This is a genomic window from Streptomyces sp. NPDC048671 (genome assembly GCF_055587045.1).
Window position 1 is genome coordinate 559,527 of sequence record NZ_JBVJHB010000002.1, and the last position, 19,892, is coordinate 579,418.

At 70.6% G+C, this 19,892-nt stretch carries 12 protein-coding genes and 2 pseudogenes; 7 read left to right on the top strand and 7 right to left on the bottom strand.

Features of this window, described 5'->3' with window-relative positions:
• Positions 1-2 precede the first annotated feature (2 nt).
• Together ACZ6S6_RS06870 and folE are read left to right on the top strand one after the other, a co-directional pair.
• Entirely contained in the window at positions 3-356 is a 354-nt protein-coding gene (locus tag ACZ6S6_RS06870) for a DUF6204 family protein (protein WP_362954405.1), read from the top strand.
• 256 nt (positions 357-612) lie between these two features.
• Complete coding sequence (gene folE, locus ACZ6S6_RS06875) at positions 613-1,233, top strand: GTP cyclohydrolase I (protein WP_469704230.1); 621 nt, start codon at positions 613-615, stop codon at positions 1,231-1,233.
• Between the two features lie 83 nt (positions 1,234-1,316).
• On the opposite strand, the gene ACZ6S6_RS06880 is transcribed toward folE, so the two are convergent.
• The gene (locus ACZ6S6_RS06880) at positions 1,317-2,900 is read right to left on the bottom strand and encodes an amidase family protein (RefSeq protein ID WP_362954407.1); all 1,584 of its coding nucleotides are present in this window, start codon (positions 2,898-2,900) and stop codon (positions 1,317-1,319) included.
• Positions 2,901-3,188: 288 nt separating this feature from the next.
• Between ACZ6S6_RS06880 and ACZ6S6_RS06885 the strand changes: the two genes are divergently transcribed.
• The 4 genes and pseudogenes from ACZ6S6_RS06885 to ACZ6S6_RS06900 form a co-directional block, all read left to right on the top strand.
• Positions 3,189-4,007: a lytic polysaccharide monooxygenase gene (locus ACZ6S6_RS06885; protein ID WP_469704231.1), complete on the top strand. Its 819-nt coding sequence runs from the start codon at positions 3,189-3,191 to the stop codon at positions 4,005-4,007.
• A gap of 191 nt (positions 4,008-4,198) precedes the next feature.
• Positions 4,199-4,642: pseudogene (locus tag ACZ6S6_RS06890) on the top strand (carbohydrate binding domain-containing protein); the annotation flags it as partial.
• On the top strand, positions 4,563-4,871 hold the full coding sequence (locus ACZ6S6_RS06895) for a hypothetical protein (RefSeq protein ID WP_469704255.1): 309 nt from the start codon (positions 4,563-4,565) through the stop codon (positions 4,869-4,871). The pseudogene ACZ6S6_RS06890 and the gene ACZ6S6_RS06895, both read left to right, overlap by 80 nt.
• A gap of 54 nt (positions 4,872-4,925) precedes the next feature.
• Positions 4,926-5,204: pseudogene (locus ACZ6S6_RS06900) on the top strand (hypothetical protein); the annotation flags it as partial.
• Between the two features lie 263 nt (positions 5,205-5,467).
• Here the strand turns inward: ACZ6S6_RS06900 and ACZ6S6_RS06905 are convergent.
• Entirely contained in the window at positions 5,468-7,084 is a 1,617-nt protein-coding gene (locus tag ACZ6S6_RS06905; protein WP_469704232.1) for a carbohydrate binding domain-containing protein, read from the bottom strand.
• A 622-nt stretch (positions 7,085-7,706) separates the two neighbouring features.
• Here ACZ6S6_RS06905 and ACZ6S6_RS06910 point away from each other — a divergent pair.
• Complete coding sequence (locus ACZ6S6_RS06910; RefSeq protein WP_469704233.1) at positions 7,707-10,904, top strand: M28 family peptidase; 3,198 nt, start codon at positions 7,707-7,709, stop codon at positions 10,902-10,904.
• Positions 10,905-11,692: 788 nt separating this feature from the next.
• Here the strand turns inward: ACZ6S6_RS06910 and ACZ6S6_RS06915 are convergent.
• The 5 genes from ACZ6S6_RS06915 to hppD form a co-directional block, all read right to left on the bottom strand.
• Positions 11,693-12,520 (bottom strand): phytanoyl-CoA dioxygenase family protein, encoded by an 828-nt coding sequence (locus tag ACZ6S6_RS06915; protein WP_469704234.1) that lies wholly within the window; start codon positions 12,518-12,520, stop codon positions 11,693-11,695.
• Between the two features lie 101 nt (positions 12,521-12,621).
• Positions 12,622-16,284 carry an ABC transporter ATP-binding protein gene (locus ACZ6S6_RS06920; RefSeq protein ID WP_469704235.1) on the bottom strand — a complete coding sequence of 1,221 codons (3,663 nt, stop codon included), beginning with the start codon at positions 16,282-16,284 and terminating at the stop codon, positions 12,622-12,624.
• Entirely contained in the window at positions 16,284-17,591 is a 1,308-nt protein-coding gene (locus tag ACZ6S6_RS06925) for an aminotransferase-like domain-containing protein (protein ID WP_469704236.1), read from the bottom strand. The genes ACZ6S6_RS06920 and ACZ6S6_RS06925 overlap by 1 nt, the downstream gene beginning before the upstream one ends.
• Positions 17,585-18,769, bottom strand: coding sequence for an alpha-hydroxy acid oxidase (locus tag ACZ6S6_RS06930; protein WP_469704237.1), 1,185 nt, complete (start codon positions 18,767-18,769; stop codon positions 17,585-17,587). The genes ACZ6S6_RS06925 and ACZ6S6_RS06930 overlap by 7 nt, the downstream gene beginning before the upstream one ends.
• Positions 18,766-19,884, bottom strand: coding sequence for a 4-hydroxyphenylpyruvate dioxygenase (hppD, locus tag ACZ6S6_RS06935; protein ID WP_469704238.1), 1,119 nt, complete (start codon positions 19,882-19,884; stop codon positions 18,766-18,768). The genes ACZ6S6_RS06930 and hppD overlap by 4 nt, the downstream gene beginning before the upstream one ends.
• Between the last annotated feature and the right edge of the window lie 8 nt (positions 19,885-19,892).

Below are 19,892 nucleotides of genomic sequence, written 5' to 3' on the forward strand. Positions count from 1 at the left end.
CGATGACCACGCAGCACACCTACCGAGTGATCGTGCGCGGCACCTGGGAGGGGCTGACGGACGGGGCGCGCGAGAGGCTGCTGACGGAGGTGGAGCAGCACGGTCTGGCGGCCATGCAGTTCACCGAGGAGGGGTCGCTCACCTACGACCGCGTGCTCAAGCACTTCAGCTTCCGGTACGTGGTGGTGTCGGACGCCGAGGACGGCGAGGAGATGGCGTCCGCGATCGCCGAGGACCGTGCGGAGACGGCCCTGCGGAAGTCAGGCTACGGACACGGTGAACTGCGTTCCACCGCGACGGACATGGACACCATGAAGATCAACTTCAAGGGGCGGCGGGGGCCGGGGGCGGCGTGACGGCGGACCGATGGCTGCCTCAAGGACGCTGATCAGGCATTTCTCTTCTTTCAGCTCTGTCACGGCTTACCGGCTTGCACGCCGGGTCGTCCCGCGAAAGTCCCTCTGACAGAGCTGAAAGTCCCTGCAAAGTCCCTGGGCTGCCTCCCCGTCGTTCCTGGTTCTTGAGGCGGAGGCGTCCGGCCGCCAGGCGGCCACCGGACTGGGCATAGTTAGTGCCGCGGCAGGCAACGTTTGCCCCGTCGCGATGCCCGGCATGGCCCAGCAGCCCATCGCCGCGCCGCCCCCGCCGGCGGCCCTGCGGGTGGTCCCGACCGGGCAGGAGCCGGACCTGATGGCCACCGAGCAGGCCGCCGGGCAGTTCCTGCGGGCCCTCGGCATCAGCACCGACTCGGAGAGCCTGCGCGGCACGTCCGGCCGGATGGCCCGCGCCTACGCCGAACTCTTCATGCCCCGCCCGTTCGACCTGACCACGTTCCCGAACGACGAGGGTTACGACGAGCTGGTCCTGGCCCGCAGCATCCCGCTGCGATCCGTGTGCGAGCACCATCTGCTGCCCTTCACGGGCACGGCGCACATCGGGTACCTCCCCGGCCGGCTCATCCTGGGCCTGTCCAAACTCGCCCGCATACTGGAGCACTTCGCGTGCCGCCCCCAGGTTCAGGAGCGCCTGACCAACCAGGTGGCGGACTGGCTGCAGACCCAGCTGGAACCGAAGGGGGCCGGGGTGGTCATCCAGGCCGAGCACACCTGCATGACCCTGCGCGGAGTCCAGGCCACCGGCACCACCACGATGACCTCCACCCTCCTGGGCCTCCTCCGCACGGTCGCCCGCTCCCGCAGCGAGTTCCTCACGCTCACCGCGCTGCTGGGGTGAGCGGTGGCCGGCCCCGGGGGTTGGGGCCGGTCACCGTCGCGGAGAGGCCGGGCGGGGCGCTCGCCGAAGCCGTCGCGCGTGCGTCAGCCGGCGGCCGGGAGCGTCGGCAGGTAGCGGGGCGCGTGCCGGCCGTCCAAGCGGTGCTCGACGGCCGCGCCCAGGGTCAGCAGGTCCGCGTCCCGGCCGTTGCCCGCCATGAGGAGCAGGCCCACCGGCAGTTCGCCCACGAAGCCGGCGGGCACCGACAGCGAGGGGTAGCCGGCCACGGCGGCCGGCGTCGACGACGGGATCACGTCGTTGTCGCCGCGCGCACAGTCCGTCGTCCACGCGGGCGGGTTCGCCGGCGAGGCGATCGCGTCCAGGTGATGCTCGGCCATGACCTCGTCGATGGAGCGGCGGGACAGATCCGTCAGCTCCGCACGCATCGCCCGGTACTCCGGGTCCGTGGTGGGCGGCGCGACGAGGGCCTGTTCGAACAGTTCCTGGCCGGCGAAGCAGGTCTGCTCCCGCGGGTGCGTCCGGTTGAACTCGATCAGTTCGGCGAGGTCGCGCGGGCCCTTCCGGGTCGCGAGGTAGGCGTCGATGTCCCGGTGGAACTCGCTGAGCAGGGCCGGGAACTCGAGTTCGCCCAGCCGGTCCTGGTACGGGAGGTCCACCTCGACGACCTCGGCGCCCGCGCCCCGTAGCCGCTCGGCGGTGCGCGTCATGACGGCGTCCACCTCGGTGCCGAGCACCGGCAGCCGCCACAGGCCGATCCGCTTGCCGCGCAGCGAGCCGGGGCGGGCCGCCGCCTGCGCGAGGTCCGGGGCCACGGGGGTGCCCCCGATGACCGACAGGGTGAGCGCGGTGTCGACGACGTTACGGGCCATGGGGCCGGCGGTGTCCTGTTCGGCGGAGATCGGCACCACGCCCGACTGGCTGACCACGCCGAGGCTCGGCTTGAGGCCGACGACGGCGTTCATCCCTGCGGGACAGACGATGGAGCCGTCCGTCTCGGTACCGATCGCCACCTGCGCCAGCGAGGCAGCTAGGGCGGCGGCCGAGCCGGCGGACGAGCCGCACGGGTTGCGGTCCAGGACGTACGGGTTGCGGGTCTGACCGCCCACCGCCGACCAGCCGGAAGTCGGACTGGCGGCACGGAAGTTGGCCCACTCGGAAAGGTTGGCCTTGCCCAGTATCACCGCGCCGCCCGCCCGCAGCTTCGCGACGAGTTCGGCGTCGGACCTCGGCGGCTTCCCGGCCAGGGCCAGGGACCCGGCGGTCGTCGGCATGTCACGGGTGTCCACGTTGTCCTTGAGCAGGACGGGGATGCCGTCCAGCGGACCGCGTGTCCGGCCGAGGCGGTGCCTGATATCGCTGGCCGCCGCCTGCCCGAGCGTCGTCGGGTTGGTGCGCAGAACCGCGTTGATCTTGGGGTCGATGGCCTTGATCCGCCGCAGATAGGCGAGGGTCAGCCAGACCGAGGACAGCGAGCCGTGGGCCATGCGGTCCTGCAGTTCGGGGATGGTGACCGTGTCGAGGTCGATGCCGCCGACCAGCGTCGATTCGGCGGATCGCGCCGAGCCGCCGGGGCGGGACTGGGCGGCCGCCGGGGAGCCGGGCGCCGCCGCGACCAACGGGGCCACGACCAGGATCGCGGTCAGGGCCGCCATGCTTCTCATCTTCATGGCGCACACCTCACTACACGGGGGCCGTGGGACACAAGGGGCCCTCGCCGTTCGCCGCGCCGCCCGTCCGCAAGCCCGCCCGTATGGCCCAAGTCCGGGCGCGTAGAGGGGTGTTCACCAGCCGGACGGGCGCCACGGCGCGGCGTTCGCCCCCTTGACGGACCCCACCCCTTCGCTAAGGTCTAGACCTACAGGCGTCGGTCTAGACCTTCGCAAGTGAGGTTGCCCCATCGGCAACGTCGTACGTTCACCTGGGCGGACCCGGCATGCACGGAAGGAATGAATGTCATGCACATGAAAAGAATGTGGGCCGCAGCCCTTGGCGTCCTGGTCGCTCCCGCAGTGGCCCTGAGCCTCCCGGCGCCCTCGGCCAGCGCCCACGGCTGGGTGGTCTCGCCGTCGAGCCGGCAGGACCAGTGCGCCAACCACGTGGTCCAGTGCGGTCCGATCAAGTACGAACCGGCGAGCGTCGAGGGCCCGAAGGGGCTGCGCACCTGTAGCGGAGGCGACCCCCGCTGGGCGGACCTGAACGACGACAGCAAGGGCTGGAAGACCACCCCTGTCGGCACCACGGAGACCCTCACATGGACGATCGAGGCGCGGCACGCCACGAGTAACTGGCAGTACTTCATCGGCGACCAGAAGATCGCCCAGTTCAACGACGGCGGCCGCATCCCGGCCGCCTCGGTCAGCCACCAGCTGGACTTCAGCGGGTTCAGCGGCAAGCAGAAGGTGCTCGCCGTCTGGAACATCGCGGACACCTCCAACGCGTTCTACGCCTGCATCGACGTGAACATCGGCGGCGGTGACGGCGGAACGGGCGGCGGAGACGGCGGAACGGGCGGCGGTGACGGCGGAACGGGCGGCGGTGACGGCGGAACGGGCGGTGGAGACGGCGGAACGGGCGGCGGTGACGGCGGAACGGGCGGTGGAGACGGCGGAACGGGCGACTGCACGGCCGGGGCGTGGGACGCCGGCAGCATCTACAACGGCGGCGAGACCATCTCGTACAACGGTCACAACTGGCGCGCCAAGTGGTGGGTGACGGGCGAGGAGCCCGGCACCACCGGCGAGTGGGGCGTCTGGGAGGACCTCGGCGCCTGCTGATCCCGCAGCGGCCCTGATCCACCCGCGTCCCCGGGCGCGACCGCTGGAGCACGACCGGCCGGCGCAGACCCCGAAGGAGCCTGCGCCGGCCGTTTGCGCATCTTCCCCGCATCGGAGCACCGACCCCCACCAGGAGACAGCGTGAGAACTCGGCATCGCCTGCTCGCCTGCTCGCCTGCGCCACCGCCGCCATGCTCGCCGGCGCCGGCGCGCTGATGGCCCCCGCCACCGCGCAGGCGGCCGGCCTGCTGACCAACCCCGGCTTCGAGTCCGGCACCCTCGCGGGCTGGTCCTGCGCCGGGAACACGGGCTCGGTCGTGAGCAGCCCCGCGCACGGCGGCACCCGCGCGCTGGCCGGGGCCGCGAGCGACTCGGACACCGCGCGGTGCGCCCTGACGGTGTTCGTGCGGCCCAGCACGCGGTACACCCTCTCGGCCTGGGTGCGCGGCTCGTACACGTACCTCGGCGTCCAGGGCGGCACGTCCACCTGGACGGGCTCCGCCTCCGACTGGAAGCAGCTGACGGTCTCCTTCACGACCGGGTCCTCCCAGCAGAGTGCCGAGATCTATCTGCACGGCTGGTACGGCCAGGGCACGTACTACGCGGACGACATCAGCCACCGAGGGACTGAAGGCCAAGCTCGCCTCCACCTTCGGCTGGACCGACCAGCAGGCGTACAACCACATCGGCATCTCCGGCATGAACGACTCCAGCGACGCAGGAGAGGTCACCACGCCCCAGATCTGGACCCAGATCCGCGACTGGGCCAACAACCACGACCTCGGCCGACTCGCTTTCTGGGCCGTCAACCGGGACCGTCCGGCGTGGCAGTTCACCTCCATCACGGCGGGCTTCACCGGCTGAGCCACCCGCCGGCGGGCTCCTTCATGCGGGCGTACCGCTTGACGGTGTTCAGGCTCCGAGGAGGACATCGCCCGCACCCTGGTCGAGCTGCGCAATGACGCCAAGGACGTCGTCCGCGCCGGAATGACGCCGGAACAGGTCGCGGAACTGGAGGCCCGCAACCAGAAGAAGTACGGCAACCCGCTCGGCCCGACAGCGGACCAGCTCTACATGAAGTACGGCTTCTGGGAGAAGGTCACCGACGCCGCCACGCGTTCGAGTGCGGCCGTGGACCAGGAACTCGGTCTGGAATTCCGGCGCTGCTCCTGCGAGGTGCTCCGGGCGGCCGGCTGACAGCGGCCCGGCACGCCCACGCTGACACCACCAACTCCTGCACGCGCACTACGCGCGCGGCGCCGCCTCCTCCCGGACTTCGATCCCCGAGAACTGTGGAGTCCGTCGTCCTACGCAGCCGGCCCCCTGGTGGGGCCTGCCCAGAGGCTGCCGCCCCGCTCCTGACGAGCCTGTGCGGGGCGGCGGCAGAAGGCCCGCGTTCCAGGAGGGAACGCCGTTGCCTCACCCACCACCGCCCCGGTTCCTGGTCGAGGAGGACGGGCCTAACGGTTCTGAAGGGCCTTGATGTTGTCGCCGAATGTCCAACCCCTCGAGCCGTCCCAGTTGAGGGACCACGTCATGAGCCCCTTCAGCGAGCCGTTGAACGTGTTCCACGCCTGGCTGACCTGACTGGGCGCCATGTAGCCGCCCCCAGCGCCGGGCTGGGCCGGGAGACCGGGTACCTGCTTGTCGTACGGCACCTTGATCGTGGTGCCCTGGATGGTGAGGCCGTTGTTCAGGCACGTGGTCTGCGCGGCGAAGCCCGCCACGGTGCCGGCCTCGTACGAGTCGCCCGAGCATCCGTACATGCTGCCGTTGTAGTACTGCATGTTGAGCCACCAGAGGCGGCCGTTGTCCACGTACTTCTTCACAATCGGCAGGTACGCGCCCCAGATCGACCCGTACGTGACGCTGCCACCGGTGACGTACGCGGTCTCGGGTGCCATCGTCAGACCGAAGCCCGCGGGCATGCGGGCCAGCACGCCGTCGATGATGCGCTCCAGGTTGGCCTGGGAGGCGGACAGCGTGTTGATGTCGCCGCTGCCGGACAGGCCGGTTTCGATGTCGATGTCGATTCCGTCGAAGTTGTACTTCTTGAGGATCGGGACGACCGTCTCCACGAAACGGTCGGCAACCTTGCTCGACGACAGATCGATGCCGGCGGCCGCACCGCCGATGGACATCAGGATCGTGGCCCCGTTGGCTTTGGCCTCACACATCTCCGCCGGTGTCGACACCTTCACTCCGACGTCCATGCCGTCCTGCCACTGGACGGTTCCGTCCGAGAGGATCACCGGGAAGGCGGCGTTGATGACGTTGTAGCCGTGCCGGCCGATCCTGCTGTCGGTGATGGGAACCCAGCCGAGACCGGGGTGGACGCCGTTCGCCGCGCCGTCCCAGTTCTCCCAGTATCCCTGGAGGACCTTCCCGGTCGGCTTGGGCTTCGTGGCACATGTGTCGGAGCCCGGAGGCGTCGTCGGCGGAGGCGTCGTCGGCGGAGGCGTCGTCGGCGGAGGCGTCGTCGGCGGAGGCGTCGTCGGCGGAGGCGTCGTCGGCGGAGGCGTGGTGGGCGGAGGCGTGGTGGGCGGAGGCGTGGTGGGCGGAGGCGTGGTGGGCGGAGGCGTGGTGGGCGGAGGCGTACTGCCTCCGGGGCCGGTGAGCGATACGTCGTCCGCGAGATACGCGGGCGTCCCGTACCAACCGTGCAGGTAGACCGTCACCGATGTCGTGTTCGCACCGGTGGTGAAATCGAGACTCAGTTCGGTGTAGGACGAAGCACTGGGCGTCCAGGTCGACGGCTCGCTGGTGGCACCGGTGCCGGTGGCGCCGAGGTAGACGTAACTGCCCTGGACGTAGGCGCTCAGCGTGTACGTGGAGTCGGGCTGCACACTGATGGTCTGGGTGCACTGGGCGTTGTCCAGGCCTGACGGTGTGGCCTTCAGCGCGGCCGCGCCTGAGTGCGACGGACTGCTGACGACCGCGCCGGAGCCGGTGGCGCAGGACCAGCCGGAAAGTCCGCCCTCGAAACCGGAGTTGGTCACCAGGTTGGTCGTGGCGGCCCCTGCCGCACCGGAACCGACCAGCGTGACGCAGGCACCGAGGACGGTGGCGGCGCTCACCCCGGCGAGTGTCCGCGTCAGGACGGTTGAGCTACGTCCTGCCCTGACTGCGTGACGCACGCGGGACGCGCGCTCCTCGACCGCCCGCGGGACGCCAGGAGTTGAGGGCGGCACACTCCCCCGCGGGCCGCCGCTACCGCTACCGCGACCAGCACTCGCTCGCGAGCGCCAAGCACCTGACAGGCGCAGAGTACGGAACCTCCGACGGAACATGCTGTGCTCCATTCTCGCCACGTGCCGCGAACGTGAGCGTGCGTGAGGGGGCGTGCGTGGGCGTGCGGGGGCGTCCGGGGCGTTGGCGTCGGCCCCGGATGAACTGGAGAGATGCGGTGCGGCGATCGACGGGATCGTAGAAGGGACGACGAGGCCCGTCAATAGGTCTGGACCAAAGACAGGCGAGCGAAGGGCATGTCACTTGCCAGAACTTGACAGACCTGCCGGCGCCCGTCGAATGGCTTGAAGACGAGTCGGGTCCGGTGTGAGGGTGCGGCCAGTCCGGCAGCACGTCACGCCGTTCGGGCGAGAGAGGCCGGACAACCCCGGTCGCTCACCTGGAAGTTGCATTTGTCATACCCACGACAACCCCGTGGTCGCTTCTCCGTATCTCTCACAAGGAGCCCTGATGCTCAAGAAGTTGGCGGTGGCCGGCATATCCCTGGCCGTGACCCTGGGAGTGGTGGCACCGGCGTCCTTCGCAGCGGCCGCCCCCGCCTCCTCGCCCCCGGCGAGTGAGCCCAGACCCTCCCCCATCGCCGCCGCGGTGGCCGCCGCGGACCGCGCCACGGGCAGCGGCGTGGACTCGCTGGCGAAGGGGCCTGCCGAGCGCTACGACCGGCGCCAGGTCATCCCCTGGGCCGAGAACCTCTACGCCGTAGCCTACGAACGCACCTACAACGGCTTGCCCGTCGTAGGTGGGGACGCCGTGGTTCTGGCCGACGGCGACGGCACGGTCCACTCGGTGCAGTCCGCGACCACGGCCAGGATCTCCGTGCCGACCACGGCCAGGATCAAGGCGAAGCAGGCCGCCACGACCAGCCGGGCCCGGTTGGCGGAAGTGGGGAAGGCCGATGACCCGCGCCTCGTGGTCCGGGTCGGGAACGACCACCCCGTCCTCGTCTGGGAGACCGTACTGACGGGGCGGACGAAGGCACACAAGCCCAGCAAGCTGCATGTCTTCGTCGACGCGCGCACCGGCGAGGTCGTCGACTCGTACGATGACGTGCGGGCCGGAACGGGCCACAGCGAGTGGAACGGGCCGAACCCGCTCACCATCGACACCTCCCGTTCGGGGAGCCAGTACGCGCTGCGCGACACCACCCGGCCCGGCCTGCAGTGCTCGAACTACAGCGGCGGCCTGTTCACGAAGTCCCAGGACGACTGGGGCACGGGCGACGCCTCGAGCCGCGAGACCGGTTGCGTCGACGTCATGTACGCGGCGCAGAAGCAGTCGGACATGCTCGGGGCCTGGCTCGGACGCAACGGGCACAACGGCAACGGGGGCAGCTGGCCGACCCGCGTGGGCCTCAACGACCTGAACGCCTACTGGGACGGCTCCACCGTCACGATCGGCCACAACAGCGCGGGCGAGTGGATCGCCGGCATGGATGTCGTCGCCCACGAGTACGGTCACGGGCTCGACTCCAACACGCCTGGCGGCGCCAACCACGAGAGTGGCCTGGGCGAGGCCACCGGCGACATCATGGGGGCGCTCACCGAGGCGTACGCCAATCAGCCGTCCGGCTACGACACACCCGACTACACCGTCGGCGAGATGATCGACCTTCAGGGCCGCGGTCCCATCCGCAACATGTACAACCCCGGTGCACTCGGCCACCCGGCCTGCTACTCCTCCTCCATTCCCAACACCGAGGAACACGCGGCAGCGGGCCCGCTCAACCACTGGTTCTACCTTCTGGCGGAAGGCTCCAGCCCCGGAGGCGGCAAGCCGTCAAGCTCCACCTGCAACGGTTCCACCGTCACCGGTGTCGGCATCAAGGACGCCGGCCGGATCTTCTACGGCGCCATGCTGCTCAAGACCAGTGGCATGACGTACAAGCGCTACCGGACCGCCACCCTGACCGCGGCGAAGAACCTCGACGCGAGCTGTGACATGTTCGACCGGACCAAGGCCGCCTGGAACGCGATCAGCGTGGCCGCCCAGCCGGGCGACCCGACCTGCACCGCGCGTCAGACCGACTTCTCCCTGTCGCTCAACCTCGGCTCGGGCGACGTGCAGGCGGGCTCGACGGCTCGCACCACAGTGTCCACCGGCACCGTGTCCGGCAGCGCCCAGCAGATCTCGCTGACCGCCTCCGGCGCGCCCGCAGGGGCGAACGTCTCCTTCAGCCCGTCGACGGTCACCTCGGGCGACGACTCCACCATGACCGTCGCCACCTCGGCCGGAACGGCCGCCGGAACGTACCCGATCACCGTCACGGGCCGTAGCGGGGACAAGACGCACACCGCGCAGTACACGCTGCGGATCGGTGGCGGCGGCACCCCGTCCACACCGCCGGACATCGACGTGACGAAGGTGCAGGCCCACCTGTCCCAGCTGTCCTCCATCGCCCAGGCGAACGGCGGCAACCGCCGGTCCACCACCAACGGCTACCGCGCCTCGCTCGCCTACGTCAAGGGCAAGCTCCAGGCGGCCGGCTACACGGTCACCGAGCAGACCTGCACCTCCGGCTGTTCGGCCGGAGCCGGTAACAACCTGATCGCGGAGTGGCCGAAGGGCGACTCGGACGACGTATACATGTTCGGCGCCCACCTCGACGGCGTGTCCGCGGGCCCCGGCATCAACGACAACGGCTCCGGTTCCGCCGCGCTCCTGGAGACGGCTCTCGGCCTGGCACAGACCGACCCCGCCATGAAGAACCGGGTTCGCTTCGCCTGGTGGACCGACGAGGAGCAGGGCCTGAACGGCTCCGACTTCTACGCCGGGACACTGTCCGGCACCGAGCGCGCCAAGATCAAGGCGTACTACAACTTCGACATGGTCGCATCGACCAACGGCGGATACTTCATCAACAACCTGGACTCGACCGCTTCGGCGCCGATGAAGGCGTACTGGGACTCGTTGGGCCTTGCCCCGCAGGAGAACATCGAGGGTCAGGGACGCTCGGACGACTACTCGTTCCAGCGGGTCGGCATCCCCACCTCCGGCTACGCCACCGGCGCCTCGGCAACGAAGTCGTCCTCGGAAGCTGCCAAGTGGGGCGGCACGGCAGGCCGTTCGTACGACCCCTGCTACCACTCATCGTGCGACACCACGAGCAACATCAACACCACCGCGCTGAACCGCAGCGCGGACGGCATCGCCTACACCATCTGGAAGACCGCTGTCGGGGAGACCCCCGCCCCGGTCAACGACTTCTCGGTCAGCGCCACTCCCTCGGCCGGCACCGTCAGCGCCGGTTCGTCCACCACGGTCTCGGTGGCCACCACCACCACGAGCGGTTCCGCGCAGACCGTGGGGCTCTCGGCATCGGGCCTGCCCACGGGCGTAACCGTCGGCTTCAGCCCCTCGTCGGTGTCCTCGGGCCAGACGTCGACCGCGACCATACAGGTGGCGGACGGCACCCCCGGCGGAACCTACACCCTGGTCCTGACCGGATCGGGCGAGGTCACGCACACCACCACCTACACCCTCACGGTTTCCGGCGGGGGCAACGGTGAGACCACCTGGCAGCTCGGCGCCACCTACGCCGCAGGGGACATCGTGACCTACGGCGGCGTCCGCTACCGGTGTCTCCAGGGCCACACCGCCTATACGGGCTGGGACCCGCCGATCGTGCCCGCCCTGTGGGAACGACTGTGACAGACACCACCACATGCGGCGGATAGCGCTGAAGACACCTGAAGTCCGACCGGCCTCCATCTGACGGACCCGGGCAGGGGCGCCCCTGCCCGGGTGCACCAGGGGGGACATGAGACGTGGCTCGTACGCGGCGGCACCCGGGCGCGTCCCACGCATGCTGTCCGGGGCCGCCCGGAGGTCTGGCCGATTCGCTCCGCGGCTCGGTCAGACCGATTCGCTCCGCGGCTCGTGGGCCGGGACCGGCGGCTGCGGTTGGACGGTCGTCCGCGTCCGTGTTCCTGCGTGAGCGCCGGATCGGCGTACTCGGCTGTCACGACGGCAACACCGGGTTCGAGTACCAGGACCTGAGCGCCGATCATCCCGCTCTCGGACAGGGCTTCGAGCGCGACCCGCACAAGCGCCGGACGGCAAGTGGCAGTGTCCCCGAATGGTTCGCGAACCTGCTCCCAAAGCCGGGAGCGGGCTACGGCAGCAGATCGCACATGAACTGGGCAAGCAGAAATTCACGACTTCGTCCTGCTCAGCCACCTCGGAGACGACCTTCCGGGGGCAGTTCGTGTTGTGCCCGACTCGGCCGAGCCGGCATCGTCCCGGCCCGGTGTCCCCGGCCGACGAGGGGCGAGGACCCGGGAAGCCGGAGCCGTCGGGCGGCTACCGCCCGTTCCCGTGTCCGGGTGGGCGGAGTCCGCGGGCGTGGACCGCGATGCAGTCCGGGCAGCACGCGGGAGCCACCTGGACCCGCACGAGGTGGTTCAGCGCGCCCAGCCATCGTCTGAGCCGCGATCGCGTCACGCGGACTCCAACACGAGACGCCCGTCGTGGCGGCCGGTGACCGGTGTCGTGTCCCTCCCGACCAGGAAGGCCGGGCGCGTCGGGTTGGCCGGTGCGTTGTCGACCGCGTTGTAGGTGATCAACAGCAGCGCGCGTCGGTCGGCGGAGCGGTTGTTGGACGACGAGTGCACGATGCTTGGGTGGAAGGCGTGCAGGGAGCCGGCGCCGCCCAGGATCAGGGCCTTGCCGCGCTCCTCGGCCATCCGCTCGGCGCGTTCCGCACTCACCGTGTAGGCCAGATCGTTCGAGACGTGCTGCCGCCAGTCGGAGGTCTGCGTCGACCGGTCGGGTAGGTCGAACAGACCGAGGTCGTGCGAGCCGGGGATGACCAGCAGCGGACCGTTGTCCTCGTGCACGTCGTCCAGCGGGATCGCGAAGTTGATGGCGTCGGGGCGCGGCATGGCGTCCTCCTCGCTCCAGAACGCGAAGTCCTGGTGCCATGGCCAGGCCGCGCCCTCGCGGGCCTGCTTCAGGTTGACCTTGAACTGGTACACGTAGACCGGCCCGCCGATCAGCGTCTCAGCCAGTTCCACAAGCACCGGGTGGCGCACGAGTGCCGCGCACACCTCGTCGAACTCGTGGCAGCCGTGGATGGCTCGAACAGTGTCGCTGCCCTTCTCCTGGACCACCTCCGGCCTGGACTGGGCGCTGATCGCCGCCACCCGCCGGCGCAGGAGTTCGACCGAGGCCTCGCCTAACCGGTGGGGCAAGGGGCAGTAACCGTCCTTTTCATAGGCAGACTTCAGCCCGGACAAGGCCGTGCCCGTGACAGCGGATACGGTCATGGAAGGGTTCTCCTCTGTTCGTTGAACTCGTATTCGTTGAACTCGTATTCGTTGAACTCGTATTCGTTGATCTCGTAGTGCGCGACGGTCGGACGGAGCCGTCAGAGGGTTCGAAGTGGAAGTTCGACAGGTGCGTCGCCCCGCCAGAGCCGGGCATAGCGCCCGCCGGCCGCCATCAGCTCCTCGTGCGTTCCCCACTCGACGACGCTGCCGGCGTCGACGAGCACGACGCGGTCGGCGCGTGCCGCCGTGTCCGGGCGGTGGGCGACGATCAGCGCGGTGCGGCCCGCACTCAGCCTTCCGATCGCCTCCGACACGGCCGCCTCAGTGGCCGGGTCGAGCGCCGAGGTGGCCTCGTCCAGGATGAGGATGTCCGGCGCGATCAGCTGGGCCCGAGCCAGAGCTATCAGCTGCCGCTCCCCCGCGGAGAGATTCCTGCCGCCTTCGGCGACGGGGTGTGCGTAGCTGCCGGGGAGCCGGGAGAGCAGGTCGTGCGCTCCTACCTCCCGGGCCGCGGCCTCGATCTCGGTACCGCTCGCGCCGGGTCGTCCGTAGGCAATGGCCTCGCCGACCGTGCCCGCCTGCAGATGGCTCTCCTGGGGGACGATGCCGAGGCGACCCCGGTAGGCGGCGCAGTCCAGGTCCCGTACGTCGTGGCCGTCCACGCGCACACTGCCCGACGTGACGTCGTAGTACCGCGCCACGAGCTTGACGAGGGTCGACTTGCCCGCGCCCGTCTCACCGACCAGCGCGAGGGTCTGCCCCGCCGGGACGGTGAGAGCGACCCCGGCCAGGGCGTCGCGGTGCGCGCCTCGGTAGCGGAAGCGGACGTCCTGGAACTCGATGTGTCCAGTGAGCCGTTCCACAGGCAGGGGCTCCTCGGCCTGCGGTGTCCCCGCCGGGTCGTGGAACAGCTCCTGGATGCGGCGGAAGCCGGTCGAGGCCTGCTGGTATCCGTCGAGGACCTGCGCCAACTGCAGTACGGAGGCGAAGAACGCCGACACGTACAGCAGCAGGACTACGAGTGTGCCGACGGTGAGGGTGCCGGCCGCGACGCGGCCGGCACCGGCCACCAGGACGCAGGAGGCAACCGCTTCGGGCAAGAACTCCACGAACCCGAAGTAGAGCGCCATCAGCCGCTGCGTCTTGAGACGCGCCCGGCGGTACACGTCCGCGTGGTGCGCGAAGACTTCGGCGTCGGCGCCCGTACGGCCGAAAGCCTGAGTCACGCGCAGCCCTTCGGTGCTCTCGCGCAGCAGGGCGTTGACCGTGCCGGCCTTCTCACGCGCCTCGTCGTAAGCCTTGGCCGAGGCGGGACGGAACAGGACGGTCACCAGCAGCAGGACCGGCACGGCCCCGCACACCACCAGCGCCAGCGGCCAGTCCAGGGAGAACAGCACCGCCAGCATGGCGAACGTCGACAGGACGCTCACCGCAGCCGTGGCGAAGCCGGTCTGCGCGAACAACGCCACGGCCTCCACGTCGGCGGTCAGCCGGGTCATGATCCGCCCGGACAGCTCGCGCTCGTAGTACTGGAGGTCGAGCCGGTGCAGATGGGCAAACGCCCGCAGCCGGAGGAGATACCGGATGCGTTCGCCAGTGGTGCCGTTGAGGCGGATCTGCGCGAGGCTCACGCCCCAGCCCGCGACGACGACGGCGCCCGCCGCCAGGGCCATCGCCAGGACCGCCCCTGTGGCCGCCTGCCGGACACCGTCGTCGATGCCACTGCGGATGAACAGCGGGACGAAGACACCGCCCAGCGCATCGAGCACCACCAGCAGTGCCCCGACGGCGAGCGCCACCCGGAAGGGCCTCAGCAGCCTCGACGGGCCGTAGTCCGGTTCGGACCGCAGGGCGGGGGCGACAGCTGCCCCGGTGAGCCGGACCAGCGCGCGCGGCGCGGGCCGTGACGGCACCTCGTCGCAGGGCGCCGTCACGGTCTCCGGCCCGGCCTGTGCCACCTGCGGTTCGGGCTCCGTCACCGACGGCGCGAGTTCGGGCGCCGTCTCTTCCTGCTGCGCGAGCAGGGTGCGGTAGCGGGCGCACCGGGCCATGAGGTCGCTGTGCGTGCCCGTGTCCACGAGCTGCCCCTCATCGAGTACGGCGATGCGGTCGGCCAATTCGATGGTTGAGCGGCGGCGGGCGACGAGCACGGTGGTGCGGTCGCGGGTGACGCGCCGCAGAGTGCGGTGGATCTCCGCCTCGGTGCGCGGGTCCACGTGCGACGTGGCGTCGTCGAGCAGCAGGATCCGTGGCTCGGTGAGCAGGGCGCGGGCGAGCGCGAGGCGCTGCCGCTGCCCGCCGGACAGGGTCAGCCCCCGTTCTCCGACGGGGGTCTCGTAGCCCTCGGGCAATTCGTCCACGAACCGGTCGGCGCCCGCCGCTCGGGCCGCCGCGCGCACCTGCTCGTCGGTGGCGTCGGCCCGGCCATAGGCGATGTTGCCGCGAATGGTGCCGGAGAACAGGAAGCTGTCCTCGGGCACCAGGCCGAAGACGGAGCGCAGGGAGTCGAGTGTCAGCTCACGCACGTCGGTGCCGCCGACGCGGACGGCTCCCTGCCGTACGTCGTAGAAGCGCGGCAGCAGCGTCGTCACGGTCGACTTGCCCGAGCCCGGGGCGCCGACCAGGACGAGGGTCTCCCCTGCCCCGACCGTCAGCGTGAGCCCCTTCAGGACCGGAGCCCCGGAGCCGTATCCGAAGGTCACGTCGTCCAGTTCGACGGTCGGCGGGGCTGTCGGGGACAGGGTGACCGCCCCGGGGGCCTCGGTGACCAGCGGCCGGGTGTCGATGAGCTCGAAGACCCGCGCGACGCTGGCGCGGGCCTGGTGGACCCCGGTCACCAGAGCGGCGAGGCCGCGCATGGGCACGACCATCTCGGCGAGGTACGTGGAGAACGCCACGAACGTGCCGACCGAGATGTTCCCCCGGGCCGCCATCCAACCCCCGAGGGCCAGGATGCCGACCTGCCCGAGCAGCGGCAGGGTCTGCAGCGTCGCACCGTACAGACCGTTGAGCCCCACGACGCGGGAGCGGGCCGTGAACAGCCGACGCGCGGCCGCCTCCAGCCGCCGTATTTCCCGTGCCTCCTGCGCGAAGCCCTTCACGACGCGGACGCCGGCGATGGAGTCGTCGACGACCCCGGCGACCAGCGCCTCGCGCTGCTGCGCCTCGCGGGCCGCCCCGTACATGCGCCGGTCGCTGTGCAGCGCGGTGAAGAGCAGGAGCGGCATCACCAGCAGCATGACCAGGGTCAGGGCGGGTGACAGCACCAGCATGACGCACAGTGCCAGGACGAACATCAGCACCCCGGCGAGCACATGGGGCAGGAGCATCAGCAGACCTTGGACCATGGTGAGGTCGGAGATCGCCCTGCTGACGACCTGTCCGGCCCTCAACTCGTCCTGGCGCGCGCCGTCGAGCCGCGACAAGGTGCGGAAGATGTCGTTGCGCAAGCCGTACTGCACGTCGTACGAGAGCCGGGCCGCGAGGTAGCGCCGCGCGGCGCCCGCGCCGAACCGCACGATGCCGGTGGCGCCCAGGGCGGCCACGCAGGGCAGCAGGCCCAGTTCGTCCGTGAGGACGACCCGGTCGACGACCGTGCGCTGGATCAGCGGCACCATCAGCGCCGCGCCGGTGGCCAGCAGCGTGGCGACGAGCGCCATTGCGACCGTACGGCGGTGGCAGAGGCTGTACGACAGCAGGCGGCGCAGCCCTCGGTCCACGGGGGCTGGTCCGGCGTGGAGCCGCTCATTCGTCCGGCGCATCACACCTGGTCCGTGATGAACGCGGCAATCCTGTCGAGCCCCTCGTCGAGGGTGTCGGGCTCCAGCAGACTGCAGGACAGGCGCAGTTGCCGCTCGCCTCCCGCGCCGTCGTAGAAGTGGTGCATGGGGGTCCAGATCACCCCGTACTTCTCCGCCGACAGCGCCAGCAGTTCGTCGGTGACGTCGAAGGGCACGGTCACCACGACGAAGAAGCCTCCGGCCGGGGTGTTCCAGGTGACCTCGGGCGCTTGTGCGTCGGACGGGCGGGGGAAGCGCTGGTCGAGCCCGTCGATGACCTGGCGCAGGTTGCGGGCGTAAGTGGCGATCTCGCGCTCGTTGGCCCTCAGCAGGCTGTAGTCGTGGGCGATCAGCTTGCCGCCGATCACCGCCTGCGCGACGGGGGGCGTGTTGACCGTAACCATGCTCTTGATCTTGGAGAGTTCGTCCGCGAACAGCGTGGGCGCACCGCCCGTTCCGCCGTCGACGAGCTGGTCCGCCACCACGTACCCCGTACGGGCGCCGGGCAGCCCGGTCTTGGCGAACGAGCCGAGGTAGACCACACGGCGGGCGCGGTCCAACGACTTCAGCGTCGGCAGCCGTTCGCCCCGCGCCCGGAACAGTCCGTACGGATTGTCCTCCAGCAGCAGGAGCCCGAACTCGTCGGCAAGCCGGAGGAGTTCACGGCGCTGTTCGGTCGAGAGGCTCTCACCGGCCGGATTGGAGAAGTCGGGGACGATGTAGAACGCACGCGGCCGCAGCCCGTCGGAGCGGGCACGCCGCACCACGGAGGCCAGGTCGTTCAGGTCGACGCCGCCGCCCCCGGAGCGCACCGGCAGCACGGGCATGTCCACCAGCCGTGCTGCCCCGGTGATCCCCACGTACGTCGGCGACACCGCCAGGAGGACGTCCCGCTCGTCGCGGCGCAGCGCCCGCAACGTCAGAACCATGGCCTCCTGGCAGCCCACGGTCACCACGATCGCCTCGGGGTCGACGACGATGTCCTCGTCGACCTCCAGGTTCCTGGCGACGAGGTCGTGGATTATGCCCTTGGTGCGCCCGTACTGGAACAGAGCGCGCCGCACCTGCTCCTCGGTGCGCCCCTCGCTCTCCGCCAGGTGGCGACAGTACGTGTCGAGGTATTCGTGGATCAGTGCCACGTCGAAGTTCGCCTCGTGCGGGCGGCCGGCGGCGAATGAGATTGCCTCCGGAAACCGCTGGGCCACCTCGTTGAGGAAGTTCATCGACGACAGCGACGCGTCGGTCAGCGAGGAGTGCAGGTCTGCCGCGGCCAGGTCCGCCGTCACCACCGCTGTCCCCTTCGCGCCGAGGAGGAGAGCGAGGCCCCCCGGGGCACCATGTCCAGGCCCCGCGCCCGCGTCACGTCCGCGCAGCCCGACAGTGCCAGCACGTCCTCCAGCTCGGTGCGCAGCAACGACAGGACACGCTCCACGCCGCGCTGCCCGTCGGCCGCAAGACCCCACAGGACCGGGCGGCCCACCAGCACCGCCGACGCCCCCAGCGCGAGCGCCTTGAGCACGTCCGTACCACTGCGCACGCCGCCGTCGAGGAGCACCTCCACACGGCCCTCGACGGAGTCGCGCACGGCGGGCAGCACGCTCGGACCGGCCACCGATCCGTCCAGCTGACGGCCCCCGTGGTTGGACACCACGACGGCGTCGACACCCAGTTCGGCGGCGCACGCCGCGTCCTCGGGGTGCAGCACACCCTTGAGGACCAGCGGCAGATCGGTCTGCCCGCGCAGCCAGGCAACGTCGTTCCACGTCAGGGTCGGGTCGAACGCCTCGCTGGTATGCACCATCACCGACGACGTGCCGGCCACGCCGCGGCGTGCGGAAAGGGTCTCGGTGGCGGGGAAGTTGGCCGCCACGACGTCCTGCGGCAGAACGAAGGCGTTGCGCATGTCCCGCAGCCGCCTCCCCATCCGGGGCACGTCCACCGTCAGGACCAGTGCCTTGCAGCCCGCGGCCACGGCGCGGTCGATCAGGTCCGTCAGCAGGACCCGGTCGCGCAGCCAGTACAGCTGGAGCCAGGTCTGCGAGCAGACCGCGGTGATCTCCTCCAGCGCGTACGTGCTCAGCACCCCCGCCACATAAGGGATCCCGGCCGCCTCGGCGGCGCGCGCGGCGGCAAGCTCGCCGTCGGGGTGGAACAGCCGCTGGTACGCCATCGGGGCGATGCCCACCGGCATGGCCGCGGTGGCACCGAGGACGGCGGCCGCCGTGTCGGTGCCGGACACGTCCGCCAGGACGCGCGGTACGAGAAAGAGGTCCTCGAACGCGGCCCGGTTGGCGGCGAGCGTCACCTCGGCGCCGCTCCCGCCCTCCAGGAAGTCCCATACGTCCTGCGGCAGGGCGAGGGCGGCGGCCCGCTGCGCGTCGGTGGAGGTCAGCCAGTGGGCACTGTCCGTCACGCGGCCCGCGCCGGGGTCCGGTTCGGTGTGCGGTGCCGTGTCGAGGGTGCTCACGCGCGGCCGCCTTCCGAAGCCGGCTGAGCCTGCTCCTGGTCGTGGGCGACGGCTTCGTACAGGGCCTTGATGTTCCGCGTCCCGAACGTCTTCGCGCCGAGCCGCTCGATGATCTCCCAGAAGAACGTCCGGCGGGGGTGCGTCGACTTGGCGAAGATCTGGAAGAGCTGTCCGCCGTGGTCCTCGTCGGCCAGGATCCCCAGCCCCTTCAGTTGCTCCACCGTGTAGGCCTCCGGGGAGAGCCGGTCGCCCAGCATGTCGTAGTAGGTGCCGGGCGTGGTGAGGAAGCCGGTGCCTCGGCCCGAAAGGTCTCCGACCGTGCCGACGATGTCCCCGGTGGCCAGAGCGATGTGTTGGACGCCCGTCCCGCCGTGGTCCTTGAGGAACGCGTCGATCTGGCCGGGATCGGCGGACAGGTCGGGCTCGATGAGGGTGAAGGTGACGTCGCGCGCGGCGTTCTGCACGACCTTGGAGATCATCGCCTGGCCGCCGACGAGGATGCGCTCCTGGAATATCTCCCGGAAGCCGAGCGCGCGCCCGTAGCGCTCGGCGGCCGGGACGAGGCCGCCGGCCTCCAGGCACACCGCAAAGTGGTCGATGCCGCGGACGATGCCACGCTCGGAAGCGGCCGGGGCACCGGCGTCGGAGGCGGCCGCGAACCCGGGGAGCAGGACGCCGCGGGCGTGCGCTCCCGGCACGGGCTGGACCAGCCGGTGCACGACGTCGCCGAATCCGCCGATCACCGCGGTGGTCGCCACCACGTCGTTCTCCAGATCCACCGGCTCCTCGACGGCGGTCGCCCCGTTGGCCACGGCGTGGGCGAAGACCGCCCGTACGTCGTCGGCCCGCAGCGTGATGCCGCCGACCCCGTCGCCGTGCCGGGTGACGTACACGGCGGCCGGGTGCCCCTCCGCCAGGCCCTGGGTGAACACGATGACCGCGTCGCCCTGGCGCACCACCACGGAGCGGGCGGCGCCGTCCTCCCCGAGGCCGGCGGATCCGCAGACGCGGAAGCCGAACTCGTCCACCATCACCGCGGCGTGGGCCGCCGCGTCCCTCACGAAGAACTCGGCGTGGTCGAGCCGGACGCCTTCCCCTACTGGGCTGTACTGCATCAGTTCGC

Bases quoted from the DNA above. Each gene is read 5' to 3' on its own strand.
- ACZ6S6_RS06870 (WP_362954405.1), top strand. From the start codon at position 3: ATGACCACGCAGCACACCTACCGAGTGATCGTGCGCGGCACCTGGGAG.
- folE (WP_469704230.1), top strand. From the start codon at position 613: ATGGCCCAGCAGCCCATCGCCGCGCCGCCCCCGCCGGCGGCCCTGCGG.
- ACZ6S6_RS06880 (WP_362954407.1), bottom strand. From the start codon at position 2,900: ATGAAGATGAGAAGCATGGCGGCCCTGACCGCGATCCTGGTCGTGGCC.
- ACZ6S6_RS06885 (WP_469704231.1), top strand. From the start codon at position 3,189: ATGCACATGAAAAGAATGTGGGCCGCAGCCCTTGGCGTCCTGGTCGCT.
- ACZ6S6_RS06910 (WP_469704233.1), top strand. From the start codon at position 7,707: ATGCTCAAGAAGTTGGCGGTGGCCGGCATATCCCTGGCCGTGACCCTG.
- ACZ6S6_RS06915 (WP_469704234.1), bottom strand. From the start codon at position 12,520: ATGACCGTATCCGCTGTCACGGGCACGGCCTTGTCCGGGCTGAAGTCT.
- ACZ6S6_RS06920 (WP_469704235.1), bottom strand. From the start codon at position 16,284: ATGCGCCGGACGAATGAGCGGCTCCACGCCGGACCAGCCCCCGTGGAC.
- hppD (WP_469704238.1), bottom strand. From the start codon at position 19,884: ATGCAGTACAGCCCAGTAGGGGAAGGCGTCCGGCTCGACCACGCCGAG.